This is a genomic window from Actinomadura sp. NPDC000600 (assembly GCF_040492135.1).
Classification (GTDB): domain Bacteria; phylum Actinomycetota; class Actinomycetes; order Streptosporangiales; family Streptosporangiaceae; genus Spirillospora.
The window spans coordinates 14,971-29,560 of record NZ_JBEUPD010000015.1 but is presented as its reverse complement, the minus strand read 5'-3'; the positions used below and the strand labels follow the sequence as shown (position 1 = coordinate 29,560).

Below are 14,590 nucleotides of genomic sequence, written 5' to 3'. Positions count from 1 at the left end.
CGGGCACGTGGGCATGAACGGGTTCTGGTTCATGCCCACGTGTCATTTTCGGTCGTCTCAAATTGAGGCGGAAACGGCCCGGTAACGATCTCTGCACCAAATGCTCCGGACCGTACGCTGCCGGTTGCGGTCCGGGCGTCCGGCCCTGTACCTCCTTGTTGCACTGTTACGCGGGGGTAAACGAAATTCCTCCGCATCAACGTGCCGTGACGAAGAGGAGACGCCGTGGCAGAGGTCGACCTGACCAGCGTCGGGAAGGTCTATCCCGACGGCACGCGGGCCGTGACCGACCTGAACCTCCACATCGCCGACGGGGAGTTCCTCGTCCTGGTGGGCCCGTCGGGCTGCGGCAAGACGACCGCGCTGCGGATGGTCGCCGGGCTGGAGGAGATCTCCGAGGGCGAGGTCACGATCGGCGGCCGGGTCGTCAACCGGGTGCCGTCCCGGGACCGCGACGTCGCGATGGTGTTCCAGAGCTACGCCCTCTACCCGCACCTGTCGGTGCGCGACAACATCGGCTTCGGGCTGTCGCTGCGCAAGCTGCCGAAGTCCGAGATCCGGGAGAAGGTCGACAAGGCCGCGCGGACCCTCGGCCTGACCGACTACCTGGACAAGAAGCCCCGCAACCTCTCGGGCGGGCAGCGGCAGCGCGTCGCGATGGGCCGCGCGATCGTCCGCGAGCCGCAGGCCTTCCTGATGGACGAGCCGCTGTCCAACCTCGACGCCAAGCTGCGCGTCCAGATGCGCGCCGAGATCGCGCGCATCCAGCGCGACCTCGGCGTCACCACCATCTACGTCACCCACGACCAGACCGAGGCGATGACGCTCGGCGACCGGGTCGCGGTGATGAAGAAGGGGCGGCTGCAGCAGGTCGCCGCGCCGCAGGAGCTCTACGACCGGCCGGCGAACCTGTTCGTCGCCGGATTCATCGGCTCACCGGCCATGAACCTGATCCAGGGCACGCTGTCCGGCGACGCGGCGAACCCGCGCCTGGAGATCGGCGGCCAGACCCTGACGCTCCCGGCCGAGGTGCTGACCGAGCGCCCGGCCCTGGCGTCCCACCTCGGGAGCGACGTCGTCGTCGGCATCCGGCCCGAGGACATGGAGGACTCCGAGCTCGTGGAGACGCCCGAGGGGTCCGGGCTCACCTCCACCGCCGACCTCGTGGAGGCGATGGGCTCGGACGTGCTGGTGCACTTCGCGATCGAGGCGTCCCAGGTCGTCACCGAGGACACCAAGGAGCTCGCGCGCGACGCGGGGACCGACGTGCTGGGGCACCTGGAGAAGCCCCGCACGGACCTGGTCGCGCGGTTCAGCCCGCGCACCCGCGTGAAGGTGGGCGACCCGGTGACGATCCGCGTCGACACCGGCCGCCTGCACTTCTTCGATATCGAGACGGGCGCGTCGATCTGGGGACCAGGCGACGCCGCTCCGGCCAGGGAGGATGAGGAATGACGGTCAGCTTTGCCGGCGGGGGGACCTCCCCCCGCACCCCCCGATCCGGCTTCGGCCGGCGGGTGACGGGAGCCGCCGTCGCGGCGGGCCTGCTGCTGTCGGCGGCCGCCGCGTGCGGCGGCGACGACAAGGGCGACGACTCCGGGCCCGCGGGCGGGGGTGAGCTGAAGGGCACCACCATCGAGGTCGCGGCCAAGTGGACCGGTCCGGAGGAGGCGAACTTCCGCAAGGTCCTGCAGGCGTTCGAGAAGAAGACCGGGGCGAAGGTCAACTACGCCTCCACCGGTGAGAACACCGACGCCTACCTCGGCCCGCGCATCGAGGCCAAGAACCCGCCGGACGTGGCGATCCTGCCGCAGCCGGGCCTGATGCAGCAGTACGCCGGCAAGGGCGCGCTGAAGCCCCTCGCCGACGACGTGGTGACGCAGGTCGGCCAGAACTTCGCGCCGTACTGGAAGGAGCTCGGCTCCTCCGACGGCAAGACCTACGGCGTCATCGTCAAGGCCGCCTACAAGTCGATCCTCTGGTACCGGCCGGAGGCGCTCGACGAGGCCGGCGTCCAGCCGCCCGCGGCGTGGGCCGACCTGACCAAGGCGGCGGGCACGCTGCAGGACGCGGGCACCACCCCGTTCACGCTCGCCGCGGGGCCGCAGGACTCCTGGACGCTGACCGACTGGTTCGAGAACGTCTACCTGTCGCAGGCCGGGCCGGAGAACTACGACAAGCTCGCCAAGCACGAGATCAAGTGGACCGACCCCAGCGTGGGCAAGGCGCTGGAGACGCTCGCCGAGATCTGGGGCAAGGGCGACTACCTGAACGGCGGCGTCGCGACCGCGACCAAGACCAAGTTCGACGAGTCGGTCACCCAGGTGTTCGGCCAGCAGAAGGCCGCCATGGTGTACGGCGGCGACTTCGCCGCCGCCAACATCGCCACCACCAAGGCCAAGGTCGGCACGGACGCCAAGGTGTTCGCCTTCCCGAAGGCCGGCGACACCGCCCCGGCGATCCTCGGCGGCGACGTCGCGGTCGCGCTGAAGGACGGCAAGGGCGCGCAGGAGCTCATGAAGTACCTCGCCTCGCCCGAGGCGGGCACGGTGTGGGCCGGGCTCGGCGGCTACCTGACGCCGAACAAGAACGTCAAGCCCGACGCCTACTCCGACCCGATCGCCAAGCAGCTGGTCACCCAGCTCCAGCAGTCCGGCGACGCCGCCCGCTACGACATGTCCGACCTGGCGCCCGCCGCGTTCGGCGCGACCCCCGGCAAGGGCGAGTGGGAGGCGCTGCGCCAGTTCGTGCAGAACCCGACCGACGTCAAGGGCACGCAGGCCAAGCTCGAGGCCGAGGCGGCCAAGGCGTACAAGTAGGGCCCACAAGTAGGGAACCCCTGAATGAAGGCTCCGAATGAGGAGGTGCCGCCGGCCGCGACGGCCGGCGGCGCCGCCGCCGTCGCCGCTCCGGCCGCCCCCCAGGGCCGCCGCGGGGCGCGCGAGCGGCTGACCCCGCCCTCGTGGCTGGCCCTGATGTTCCTGCTGCCGGCGCTGCTGCTGCTCGGCTTCCTGGTCGTCTACCCGATCGTCTATTCGGTGATCCGCAGTTTCTTCGACGCCTCGGGCGGCTCGTTCGTCGGCGTTGACAACTACACCGGGATCTTCAAGGGGCACGACAACCTCGTGGCGGTGCGCAACACCGCGATCTGGGTCGTCGTGGCGCCGACCGTGGTGACGATCGTGGGCCTCCTGTTCGCCGTCCTCACCGAGCGGATCCGGTGGGCGACGGTGTTCAAGCTCGTGGTGTTCATGCCCATGGCGATCTCCTTCCTCGCCTCCGGCGTGATCTTCCGGCTGGTGTACCAGCAGGACCCGGACAAGGGCGTGGCGAACGCGGCGATGGTCGCGATCCACGACATGTTCCGGCAGGACACCACCTACCCGGGCGCCGCGCCCCGCGGCGGCGGGAGCGCACCGGTCCGACAGGAGGGCGGCGCCGTGGTCACGGTGCGGCCCGTCTCGGCCGGGCAGAGCGCGCTCGTCCCGCTGCTGAGGGTCAAGCCCGAGTACCTGCCGAAGTCAGCCGAGCCCGCCGCGCAGCCCCCGGCCGCCAAGCCGGGCCAGCTGACCGGCACGGTCTGGTTCGACTTCACCCGGGGCGGCGGCGGGCAGCAGAACGCCCCGAACTCCGGTGAGTCCGGCCTGCCGGGGATCCGGGTCGAGGCGGTCCAGGGCGGCAAGGTGGTCGCCAAGGCGACCACGGAGGCCGACGGCACGTTCACGATGAAGAAGGTGCCGGACGGGGCGTACACGATCCGGCTGCCCAAGGACAACTTCACCACCGCTTACCAGGGCGCCGAGTGGCTGGGCGACACCCTCATCACCCCGGCGATCATCGTGTCGTACCTGTGGGTGTGGTCGGGCTTCGCGATGGTGCTGATCGCCGCGGGGCTCGCCGCCATCCCGCGCGACGCGCTGGAGGCGGCGCGGGTGGACGGCGCCACCGAGTGGCAGGTGTTCCGGCGGGTGACGATCCCGCTCCTCGCGCCCGTCCTGATGGTGGTGCTGGTGACGCTCGTCATCAACGTCCTGAAGGTCTTCGACCTCGTCTACATCATCGGCGGCGGCGATCCGAACGCCAGCGTGCTGGCCCTGCAGATGTGGACCGAGTCGTTCGGCGGCGGCAACGACCAGGGCTCCGGCAGCGCCATCGCGGTGCTGCTGTTCCTGCTCGTGCTGCCCGCCATGCTGTTCAACGTCCGGCGAATGCGGCAGGAGCGCAAATGAGCACCGCGGAGAAGGACGCCCCGGCGCCCTCCGGGGCCGGCGGCGGCAACGGCGCGGCGGGAGCGCCGCGCCGGGGTGTGGCCGCCCGCGTCGTAGGGAAGGTCGGGGGGACCGCCGCCCAGGCGCTGCTGGTCCTGATCGCGGTGTTCTGGCTGGTGCCGACCCTCGGCCTGCTGGTCGCCTCGCTGCGCTCCAACGAGGACAACAACGCCGACGGCTGGTGGAACGTGTTCGCCAAGCCGGCGCAGCTGACGACCGAGTCCTACAGCGCGCTGCTGGACAAGGGCGACTTCGTCGACTCGTTCTGGAACACGGTGCTGATCACCGTTCCGGCGACGCTGCTGGTGGTCGCGATCGCCTCGCTGGCCGCCTACGCGTTCGCCTGGATGGAGTTCCCCGGACGGGACTGGCTGTTCCTGCTCGTCGTGGCGCTGCTGGTGGTGCCGATCCAGGTCGCGCTGATCCCGGTCGCCAAGCTCTACGGCAAGATCGAGTTCGGCGGGTTCCAGATGTTCGGCTCGGTCACCGGAGTGGTGCTGTTCCACGTCGCGTTCGGGCTGCCGTTCGCCATCTTCCTGCTCCGCAACTTCTTCGCGGCGATCCCCCGGGACCTGCTGGAGGCGGCGCGGATGGACGGCGGCTCGGAGTGGACGATCTTCCGCCGGGTGATCTTCCCGCTGGGCGGTCCGGCGATCGCCTCGCTGGGCATCTTCCAGTTCCTGTGGGTGTGGAACGACCTGCTGGTCGCGCTGGTGTTCGCCGACACCGAGTCGCAGCCGATGACCAAGTGGCTGCAGTCGCAGATGCGGCAGTTCACCGGCAACATCGACATCCTCGCGCCCGGCGCGTTCCTGTCGCTGGTCGTCCCGCTGGCGGTCTTCTTCGCCTTCCAGCGCTACTTCGTCCAGGGAGTCCTCGCGGGCTCGGTGAAGTGACCTCCGGGGACGAGACGGTCCCCCGCGCGACGGTGCCCACGGCCTCTCCGAGGCCGTGGGCACCGATCTGCTCCGGCGCATCATTGTGGGGGAACGATCCCCCACACCCCCTGGTGCGCTTCGCGCTTGTGAGGGTCAGCCGGACTTGCTCAGGTCCGCGGCGCCGTGCGCCCCGGCGACGCCCGGGTGCCCGATGGCCAGGCCGCTGGACGGGTCGAAGAAGTGCAGGCGGCGCGTGTCCACGGCGAGGTCCACGTCCTGCCCCGGGCGCACGTGCGAGCGGGAGTTGACGCGGGCCGTCCACAGCGCCTTGTTCTCGATCAGCGGGATCGCCATGTCGCCCTCGCCCTCGGCGGCGTCCTCGGCGAGGTCGGCGGTGTCCTTGTGCTCGACCGGCGGCGCGTCGATCGTGAAGATCACGTTGATCTCGCTGCCGAGCTCCTCGGTGACGCTGCTGCGCACCGCCATCGGCGCCCAGCCGGTCTGGGCGTGCGCGGCGTCCTCGAAGTCCGACGGGCGGACGCCGAGGATGATCTTGCGGCCGAGGTAGTCGCGCAGGCCCGGCCTGCCGTCCAGGACGGCCGCCGGGACGGGCAGCGTGTAGCCGGCGAAGGAGACCCGCGCCCCGCCGTCGCCGGTGTCGAGGTCGGCGAGCACGAAGTTCATCGCCGGCGAGCCGATGAACCCGGCCACGAACAGGTTGACGGGGTTGTCGAACAGCCGCTGCGGGGTGTCGACCTGCTGCAGCTTGCCCTCGCGCAGCACGCACACCCGCGACCCCAGCGTCATCGCCTCGACCTGGTCGTGGGTGACGTACACGGTGGTGACGCCGAGCCGCTCGTGCAGCTGGCTGAGGGAGGCGCGCATGGACACGCGGAGCTTGGCGTCGAGGTTGGACAGCGGCTCGTCCATCAGGAACGCCTGCGGCTGGCGGACGATGGCGCGGCCCATCGCGACGCGCTGGCGCTGGCCGCCCGAAAGCGCGGCCGGCTTGCGGGACAGGTACTGCTCGAGCCCGAGCATCTTGGCGGCGTCGCGGACCTTCTGCTTGATCTCCGCCTTCGGCGTGCCGCGCAGCTTGAGGCCGAACGCGAGGTTCTGCTCCACCGTCATGTGCGGGTAGAGGGCGTAGTTCTGGAAGACCATCGCGATGTCGCGGTCCTTCGGCGCGAGGTCGTTGACGACCTGGTCGCCGATGGAGATCTTCCCGCCGCTGATCTCCTCCAGGCCGGCGATCATCCGCAGCGCGGTGGACTTGCCGCAGCCGGACGGCCCGACCAGCACCATGAACTCCCCGTCGCGGATCTCCAGGTCGAGCCCGTCGACGGCTTTGACGCCGCCGCCGTACACCTTGTCGACCCGGTCCAGCACGATCTTGGCCATCCGAACCCCTTGTGGAAACGTTTCCGCCGTTCCCCTGCCGAGCAGGGGATATGTCGTAATGGCTGGAGTAAACATCATGGAATCGTTTCCAGGGGAGACTCATCGTGAGAAGATGATCGAAACGGGCGAGAGGGGCGGGGCGGTCATGGCGGAGCGGCGGTCGGCGACGATCAAGGACGTGGCCGCGGCGGCGGGCGTCGGCATCGCCACCGTCTCGCGGGTGTTCTCCGGGACGGGCTCGGCGAGCGCCGCGACCCGCGAGCGGGTGCTGGCGGCGGCCCGCGAGCTGGACTACCGGCCGAGCGCCCTCGGCCGGGGGCTGAAGCTGCGCCGCAGCGGCGGCATCGGCCTGGTCGTCCCCGACGTCACCGACCCGTTCTGCGCCGAGCTGGTCGCGGGCGTGCTGGCCTGCGCCCGCACCCTCGGCGAGCACGTCATCGTGGACGCCGCGCACGGCGACCCGGCCCGCGAGGCCGAGATCGTCGACCGGCTCGTCGAGCAGCGGGTCGACGGGATCATCGCGCTGCCCGCGGGGGACCAGGCCGACTGGCGCGCCGCGGCCCGGGTGTGCTCCAGCGTCGTGTTCGCCGACCGCGTCCTGCCCGGGCTGCCGGACGTCCCGTCCGTCCTCGCCGATGACGCGGGCGGCGTCCGGTCCCTCGCGGAGTACCTCGTCGGGCTCGGGCACCGCCGCATCGGATTCCTCGGCGGGGCGCCGGGCCGCCCGCCGGGGGTGCGCGAGCGCGCGTTCCGCGAGACCCTGGCCCAGCTGGGGGTGCCCGTGGAGGAGGACCTGATCGTGGCCGCCCGGCCCGCCCGCGACGCCGCCTACGCCGCCGCCGCCGGGCTGCTGCAGCGCCGCGCGGACGCCACCGCCGTGCTGGCCGCCGGCCACCTGCTCGGGGAGGCCGCCGTCCTGGTCGCCCGCGAGCTGGACCTGCGGGTGCCCGCCGACGTGTCCATCGCCATGATGGACGACGTCGCGTGGGCCGAGCTGTGCGACCCGCCGCTCACCGCCGTGGCCAGGCCCGGCCACGACATCGGCTACCGCGCCTGCGAGCTGCTGCTGCGCGAGCCCGCCCGGCGCGGCCGCGGAGGCCCGGTCCTGCTGCCGACGGAGCTGGTGGTGCGCGGCAGCTGCGGACCGCTGCGCACCGTGCGCCGCTGACCTTCGCCCCTCACCGGGGCCCGCCGGGGCCTCGGCCCCGGCGGGCAAGGCCGATCCGTGATCCCATGCGGGCCCGCGCACCGGCTCCGGCGCGCTAGATTTCCCGCGTGGAGGAGATCGATCGTCAGATCATGGCGCTGCTGGCCGACGACGGGCGGATGAGTTTCACCGACCTGGCCAAGGAGACGGGGCTGTCGGTGTCGGCGGTGCACCAGCGCGTCCGGCGGCTGCAGAAGCGCGGCGTCATCACCGGCTTCGCCGCGCAGCTCGACACCCGGCAGATCGGCCTGCCGCTGACCGCGTTCGTGTCGATCAAACCGATCGACCCGGCCGCCCCCGACGACGCCCCCGAGCGGCTGGCGCATCTCCAGGCGATCGAGGCGTGCCACTCGGTGGCGGGCGACGAGAGCTACATCCTCAAGGTCCGGGTCGCCTCCCCGAACGAGCTGGAGGACCTGCTCCAGAAGATCCGCGCCGCCGCGAACGTCGCGACGCGCACCACGGTCGTCCTCAGCACCCCCTGGGAGGCGCGGCGCCCGCCCCTGTAGTCAGGCCCCGGGTGCGAACGCCTCCAGCGCCTCCTGGGCGCGCTCCAGCGACGCCTCCGGGTCGGCGTCCGGCCCGGTGATCTCGGGATCGAAGTTCAGGTCGACGAACAGCTCGGTGACGCCCTGCCGCGCGAGCGCCCCGAAGTCGCCGCGGATCTCCTCATAGGAGCCGGTGAGCGGGCGCCTGCCCTCCCGGCCCGCGGGCCGGACCCGGACCGCGCCCCGGCACACGAACCGCAGCGCGGACGCGTCCCGGCCGGCCCCCTCGGCGGCTTCCCGCACGATGTCGATGGAGCGCCCGATCGCGGCGAGGTCGGCGCGGCTGGAGCTGACCCAGCCCTCCGCCATCCGGCCGGCGCGCCGCAGCGCGGGCTCGGCGCCGCCGCCCAGCAGGATCGGCGGACCGGACGGCTGGAGCGGCCGCGGGTCCATGGTCACCGGCGGGATGTCGTAGAACTCGCCGCGGAACCGCGCCGCGTCCCCGGGCCCGCCCGCCCACAGGGCGCGCAGCGCGCCGATGAACTCCTCCGCGCGGGCCCCGCGCCGCTCCATCGGGGCGCCGACCGCGGCGAACTCCTCGGGCATCCAGCCGATCCCGAGGCCGAGGTCCAGGCGCCCGCCGCTGACGTGGTCGAGGGTGGCGGCCTGCTTGGCCAGGATCGGCGGCGCGTAGAACGGCAGGTTCACGACCGCGACGCCCAGGCGGGCGCGGGTGGTGTGGGCGGCGAGGTAGGCCAGGGTGATCAGGGGGTCGGGGACGTTGCGGTAGGTGAGGTCCCGCGACCCGGCGGGGTTGAGGACCCGCTGGAGCGTCCACAGCGAGCGGTAGCCGAGCTCCTCGGCCCGCCGCGCCACCGCCACCTGGTTGCGCGGGGTCGCCCACGCGCCCGACCCCGGAACCGCGAACCCGATCTCCACGGCGTCCCCCTACCCGCTCCGGCGCGACCTTACAACGTCAAGGGCGGCGGCGGAAGGCGACGCGCAGGGCCTCACGCGCGGACGGCGCGGCGCCGACGTGGTCGAGGGCGAGGAGCGCGGCGCCGAGGAGCGGAGGGTCCTCGGGGACGAGCAGGCGCGCGCGGGGGGCGAGGGAGGCGTAGCGGTCCGCGACCGCGTCCATCAGCAGCGGGCGGCGGGCGGCCAGGACGCCGCCGCCGAGGACGACGTCGGCGGGGGAGTGCAGCAGGTCCAGGCGGCGCAGGGCGACCGAGCCGAGCACCGCCACCTCCTCGGCGAGCCGGAGCACCGTGCCGCGGGCCGCCGCGTCACCGGCCTCGGCGGCGTCGAGCAGGACGGGGGCGAGGCCGGTGAGGCGGCCCTGGTCGACCTCGCCGAGGTGGAGGGCGAGACCGACGTCGACGGCGCGGGGCACCCCGAAGTGGGCGGCGACCGCGGCGGTCAGCACCGTCTCCGGTCCCCGTCCGTCCTCGCCGCGGACGGCGTGCCACAGGGCCGCGCGGCCCAGTTCCGCGCCGCCGCCCCAGTCGCCGGTGTGGGGGCCGAGGGACGGGAACCGGGCGGTGCGCCCGTCGGGGGCGACACCCGCGCAGTTGATGCCGGCGCCGCACACCACCGCGACGCCCCAGCCCTCGGTGGCGGCGCTGCGCAGCAGCGCGAACGTGTCGTTTCCGACGGTCACGCTCGGGGCGGCGCCCCGGGCGAGCAGGAGCTTCTCCAGGCGCTCCTCCTCGCCCGGCAGGTCGACGTTGGCCATGTAGGCGGCGAGGTGGACGACGTCGCCGGCCGCGGCCCCGGCCTTCCGCAGCGCGCCGCCGAGGTCCGCCGTCAACGCGTCCAGCGCGGCGTCGAGACCCGCGGTCTGCGGGCGGAAGCCCGCGCCGCGCACGGTGGCGAGCAACTCCCCGGCGGTGGTGGCGACGGCCGCGTCGGTCTTGCTGTTGCCGCCGTCGACGGCGACGAGGACGCCCGCCCCCATCAGGCGGCCCACGGCAGGTGGGCGCGGTTGGCGGCGACGAGGTCGCGGGCGAGGCGCTCGGCCGTCTCGATCCGCCCCACGAGCGGGTGCGCGAGCAGCGCGGTGGTGACGCGTTCGAGGCCGCCGCGCAGGGCGGCGTCCAGGGCCAGCTCCTCGTACGCCGCCACGTGCGCGATCAGCCCGGCGAACAGCGGCTCCACGGGCGGGACGGGCAGCGGCACCGCCCCGGAGGCGGTGATCCGCGCCGGGACCTCGACGACCGCGCGGTCGTCCAGGAACGGCAGCGTGCGGTGGTTGCGCACGTTGACGACCTGGGCGTCGCCGCGCCCGCCCAGCAACGACGCGGCCAGCCGCACGGCGGCCTCGGAGTAGAACGCGCCGCCGCGCTCGGCGAGCCGGGCGGGCTTGGTGTCCAGGGAGGGGTCGGCGTAGGCCTCCAGGAGGTCGCGTTCGAGCGCGGCGACCTCCTCGGCCCGCGACGGCGCGCCGCGCTGCTCCCGGACGACGCGGTCGTGCTCGTAGAAGTAGCGCAGGTAGTAGGACGGGACGGCGCCGAGGGCCCGCAGGAAGGGGGCGGGAAGGCCGGAGACCGCGGCGAGCTCGGCGGGGTGCCGGTCGAGCAGGTCCGGCAGGACGTCGCGTCCGTCGAGCAGGACCGACCGCACCCACGTGAGGTGGTTGAGGCCGGCGTGGCCGAGGCCCACCCGGTCCGGCGGGACGTCCAGCAGCGCCGCGGCGCGCCGCTGGAACCCGATCGCGACGTTGCACAGGCCGACCGCGCGGTGCCCGGCGTCCAGCAGGGCGCGGGTGACGATGCCGACCGGGTTGGTGAAGTCGATGATCCAGGCGCGCGGGGCGCGGGCGGCGACGCGCGCGGCGATGTCCAGCACGACCGGGACGGTGCGCAGCGCCTTGGCGAGGCCGCCGGCGCCGGTCGTCTCCTGCCCGACGCAGCCGCAGGCCAGCGGCAGCGTCTCGTCGAGGCGGCGGGCCGCCTGCCCGCCGACGCGCAGCTGGAGCAGGACGACCGTCGCGTCCGCGACCGCCTCGTCCAGGTCGCCGGTGGTGACGACCCGGGCGGGGTGGCCGGCGCGGGAGAGCATCCGCGCGGCGAGCCCGCCGACGAGCTCCAGCCGCCGGGCGTCGGGGTCGGCCAGCACCAGCTCCGACACCGGCAGCGCCGCGTGCGCCCGCGCGAGGCCGTCCACCAGCTCCGGTGTGTAGGTGGACCCGCCTCCGATGACCGTCAGCTTCACCCCTTCACCCCCGTCAAGGTCACGCCCTGGACGAACACGCGCTGGGCGAGGAAGAACACCACCAGCACCGGCATGATCGTCAGCAGCGTCGCGGCCATGGTGAGGTTCCACTCGACGTGGTGGGCGGCGCGGAACGTGGCGACGCCGATGGCCAGCGTCCAGTGGTCGGGGTCGGCGTAGACCAGCGGCCGGAAGTAGTCGTTCCAGCAGTAGAAGAACTGGAACAGCGCCACCGCGGCCAGGGCGGGCTTCGCCATGGGCAGGACGACCCGCAGCATCGTGCGCAGCTCGCCGCAGCCGTCCACGCGGGCGGCGTCGGCGTACTCGCGGGGGATCGTCACCAGGAACTGGCGGAGCAGGAAGATGGAGAACGCGTCCCCGAACAGCTGCGGGATGATCAGCGGCCACAGGGTGCCGGTCAACCCGAGGCGGGCCCAGACGATGTACAGCGGCACCATGGTGACCTGCGGCGGCAGCATCATCGCCGAGACCACCACGACGAGCGCGAGGCCCCGCCCGCGGAACCGGAAGCGGGCCAGCGCGTAGGCCACCGGGACGCTGGAGACCAGCATGAACAGCGTCGACAGCCCCGCGTACACGGTGCTGTTGACGGTCCAGCGGACCATGTCGCCGCCGAACACCTCGGCGAAGTTGCCGAACCGCCAGTCGCGCGGCCACAGGTCGCCGCCGAGCGCCTGCCGGTCGGTCATCACGGCGGTCAGCGCGATGAACGCCAGCGGTGCCAGGAACATCACGCCGATGGCGACGGCGGTCGCGTGCACGGCGAGCCACAGCAGCGCCCGGCGGGCGCGCCCTCCCCGGGTCATCCCGCCTCCTCTCCGGCGAACGCGCGGAACCTGCGGAGCAGGACCACGGTGAACGCCATCGCGGTGGCGAACATGACCAGCGCCAGCACGCACGCGTAGCCCATGTTGAACTGGCGGAACCCCTGGTCGTACAGCCACTGCGGGAACGTCAGCGTGGAGCCGTCGGGGTAGCCGGGGGAGTACTGGACGCCGGGCAGGTCGGCGCGCCCGGATGCGACCTTGCCCGCCACCATCGGCTGCGTGAAGTACTGCAGCGTCTCGATGACGCCGGTGACGGCGGAGAACGCCAGGACGGGGGACACGGTCGGCAGCGTGATGTGCCGGAACCGGGCCCAGGCGCCGGCGCCGTCGATCGCGGCCGCCTCGTACAGCGACGCGGGCACGTTCAGCAGCGCGGCCAGCATGATGATCATGACGTCGCCGACCGCCCACAGCCCGAGCAGGGTCAGGCCGGGCTTGGCCCAGCCGGGGTCGTTGAAGAAGTCGGGCAGCGGGATCCCGAGCCGCGCGGAGACCGTCGGTAAGGGGCCGGTGCCGGGGTTCAGCAGGAACACGAACGCGACCGTGGCCGAGACCGGCGGCACGAGGTAGGGCAGGTAGAGGATCGAGCGCAGCACGCCCGCGCCCCGCTTGATCCTGGTGAGCAGCTGGGCGGCGCCGAGGCCGAACAGCACCCGCAGCGGGACGAGCACGGCGACCAGCCACAGCGTGTTGCGCATCGCCGTGCGGGCGTCGCGGTCGTGCAGCAGGTAGGTGTAGTTGTCCAGCCCCGCGTACTCCAGGGTGAACAGGTTGTAGCGGGTGAAGGAGAAGTAGACGGTGGCGGCGAGGGGGTAGGCGAAGAACAGGCCGAACCCGGCGAGCCAGGGGGACAGGAACGCCAGGACCCGGAGCCGCCGGCGCAGCCGCGCCCGCGCCGCCGTCCCGCCCCGCGCTCCGGTGAGCGGGAGGCGAAGTGATCCGGATGCCACGGTCAGCCTCCGGCGAGCTTGAGGGAGTCGTCGACCTCGCCGTCGAGCCTCTCCAGCGCCGCGCCGAGGTCCTTCACCTTGCCGGGCTCCCACTCGTCCTGGACGAACTTCTCGAACCGGACGACGTAGTCGTTGCCGTTCGGGGTCGGCGGCGTCGTGGAGCTGTGCGGGTTCCGGAAGACGTCGAGGAACGTCCGGAACTGCGGCGGCAGCCTCAGCCCCGGCGACGACAGCGCCGGGATCGTGGAGGGCACGTTGCCGAGCGCGTTGGCGAACGTGACCAGAGCGCCGGTGTCCGTGGTGAGGTACCGGACGAACTCCCATGCGGCCGGGGCGTGCCTGGCGCCGCGCGGGACGCCGATGACGGTTCCGGTGACGAACCCGCCGCCGTAGGCGCTCGCGCGCTCGTCGGAGACGGGGACGGGCGCCGTGCCGTAGTCGAGCCTCGGCGCCTCCTCCTGGATGAACCTGGTGCGCCACTCGCCGTCCACGGCCATCGCCGTCCTCCCCTTCTGGAACGGGTTGGACGACTCGAACTCCTGGCCCATCGAGCGCAGGAACTTCTTGACGTTGCCGTAGCCGTACCAGTCGATGAGGCTCTTGTTCCACTTCAGGTAGGCCTGGAAGGCGGGGTCGCCGGAGAAGTCGGCCCTGCCGTCACGGGTCAGCCATGTGACGCCGAACTGGGGCGCCAGGTGCTGGACCTGGTGCTCGTAGTACTGGACGGACGGTAGGAATCCCGCGACCTTGATGGTCCCGTCGGGGTCGCGGACGGTGAGCTTCTTGGCCAGGCGGGTCAGCTCGCCCATCGTCCTGGGCGGCTGCTCGCCCTTCATGAGCTTCTTGTTGTAGTAGAGGCCGTAGGCGTCGGCCAGCAGCGGCATCGCGCAGCGGGTGCCCTTGTACTCGGTGTAGCTGCGCACCGCCGGCGGGAACTGGCCCAGGTCCAGCCTGGACTTGGCGATGTAGGGCGCGAGGTTCTGCCAGGCGCCGCTCCGGCACCACTGCCCGACGCTGTCGGTGGTGAAGGACGACACCACGTCCGGGGGGTTCCCGCCGCGGATGGCGTTGGTGATGCGGTCGTCGGTCTGGCCGTTGACCAGCTTGACGGTGATGTTGGGGTGGGCCCTGTTGAAGCCGGCCACGGCGTCCTGGAAGGCCTTCACCTCGTGCGGGGCGCTCCAGCCGTGCCAGACCTCGATGGTCTGCCTCTCGTCGGACGCCGGGCCCTTGCCCGACGGGTCGCCGCCGGCCGTGCACGCGGTCGCGAGGCCGAGCCCGGCGGCGGCCGTGGCCGCCGCGAGCCGGCGCGTTGTGGTGGGGGGCACTCCGGTTCT

Annotated in this window: 13 protein-coding genes; 6 read left to right on the top strand and 7 right to left on the bottom strand. The window is 72.7% G+C overall.

The genetic code is table 11. The features are described from left to right. The first annotated feature begins 225 nt into the window (after window positions 1-225). Genes ABWI07_RS22050 through ABWI07_RS22035 form a run of 4 tightly spaced genes read left to right on the top strand, consistent with a single transcriptional unit; the run spans window position 226 to window position 5,164 of the window. On the top strand, window positions 226-1,455 hold the full coding sequence (locus ABWI07_RS22050) for an ABC transporter ATP-binding protein (RefSeq protein WP_149258290.1): 1,230 nt from the start codon (window positions 226-228) through the stop codon (window positions 1,453-1,455). Next, the gene (locus ABWI07_RS22045; protein WP_149258291.1) at window positions 1,452-2,819 is read left to right on the top strand and encodes an ABC transporter substrate-binding protein; all 1,368 of its coding nucleotides are present in this window, start codon (window positions 1,452-1,454) and stop codon (window positions 2,817-2,819) included. Before ABWI07_RS22050 ends, ABWI07_RS22045 begins: the two co-directional genes overlap by 4 nt. Window positions 2,820-2,843: 24 nt before the next feature. Next, complete coding sequence (locus tag ABWI07_RS22040; protein WP_149258292.1) at window positions 2,844-4,229, top strand: carbohydrate ABC transporter permease; 1,386 nt, start codon at window positions 2,844-2,846, stop codon at window positions 4,227-4,229. Further along, complete coding sequence (locus tag ABWI07_RS22035; RefSeq protein ID WP_149258293.1) at window positions 4,226-5,164, top strand: carbohydrate ABC transporter permease; 939 nt, start codon at window positions 4,226-4,228, stop codon at window positions 5,162-5,164. Before ABWI07_RS22040 ends, ABWI07_RS22035 begins: the two co-directional genes overlap by 4 nt. A 135-nt stretch (window positions 5,165-5,299) precedes the next feature. Here ABWI07_RS22035 and ABWI07_RS22030 read toward each other — a convergent pair whose 3' ends face one another. After that, a complete protein-coding gene (locus tag ABWI07_RS22030; protein ID WP_149258294.1) occupies window positions 5,300-6,547 on the bottom strand; it encodes an ABC transporter ATP-binding protein in 1,248 nt (415 codons plus the stop codon). A 112-nt stretch (window positions 6,548-6,659) separates the two neighbouring features. On the opposite strand from ABWI07_RS22030, the gene ABWI07_RS22025 reads away from it, so the two are divergent. Beyond that, window positions 6,660-7,715, top strand: coding sequence for a LacI family DNA-binding transcriptional regulator (locus tag ABWI07_RS22025; RefSeq protein WP_353819682.1), 1,056 nt, complete (start codon window positions 6,660-6,662; stop codon window positions 7,713-7,715). A 107-nt stretch (window positions 7,716-7,822) separates the two neighbouring features. After that, window positions 7,823-8,263, top strand: coding sequence for an Lrp/AsnC family transcriptional regulator (locus ABWI07_RS22020; protein ID WP_149258295.1), 441 nt, complete (start codon window positions 7,823-7,825; stop codon window positions 8,261-8,263). On the opposite strand, the gene ABWI07_RS22015 is transcribed toward ABWI07_RS22020, so the two are convergent. From ABWI07_RS22015 to ABWI07_RS21990, 6 genes are read right to left on the bottom strand one after another with little or no spacing between them, the layout of a single operon-like run. Continuing rightward, window positions 8,264-9,181, bottom strand: coding sequence for a TIGR03619 family F420-dependent LLM class oxidoreductase (locus ABWI07_RS22015; RefSeq protein WP_353819681.1), 918 nt, complete (start codon window positions 9,179-9,181; stop codon window positions 8,264-8,266). A gap of 37 nt (window positions 9,182-9,218) precedes the next feature. Beyond that, the gene (locus tag ABWI07_RS22010; RefSeq protein ID WP_353819680.1) at window positions 9,219-10,199 is read right to left on the bottom strand and encodes an N-acetylglucosamine kinase; all 981 of its coding nucleotides are present in this window, start codon (window positions 10,197-10,199) and stop codon (window positions 9,219-9,221) included. Beyond that, complete coding sequence (locus ABWI07_RS22005; protein ID WP_353819679.1) at window positions 10,199-11,455, bottom strand: 6-phospho-beta-glucosidase; 1,257 nt, start codon at window positions 11,453-11,455, stop codon at window positions 10,199-10,201. The genes ABWI07_RS22010 and ABWI07_RS22005 overlap by 1 nt, the downstream gene beginning before the upstream one ends. Then, on the bottom strand, window positions 11,452-12,282 hold the full coding sequence (locus tag ABWI07_RS22000; protein ID WP_353819678.1) for a carbohydrate ABC transporter permease: 831 nt from the start codon (window positions 12,280-12,282) through the stop codon (window positions 11,452-11,454). Before ABWI07_RS22000 ends, ABWI07_RS22005 begins: the two co-directional genes overlap by 4 nt. Continuing rightward, a complete protein-coding gene (locus ABWI07_RS21995) occupies window positions 12,279-13,253 on the bottom strand; it encodes a carbohydrate ABC transporter permease (protein WP_200841750.1) in 975 nt (324 codons plus the stop codon). The genes ABWI07_RS22000 and ABWI07_RS21995 overlap by 4 nt, the downstream gene beginning before the upstream one ends. Before the next feature lie 2 nt (window positions 13,254-13,255). Next, window positions 13,256-14,581, bottom strand: coding sequence for an ABC transporter substrate-binding protein (locus ABWI07_RS21990; protein ID WP_149258299.1), 1,326 nt, complete (start codon window positions 14,579-14,581; stop codon window positions 13,256-13,258). Between the last annotated feature and the right edge of the window lie 9 nt (window positions 14,582-14,590).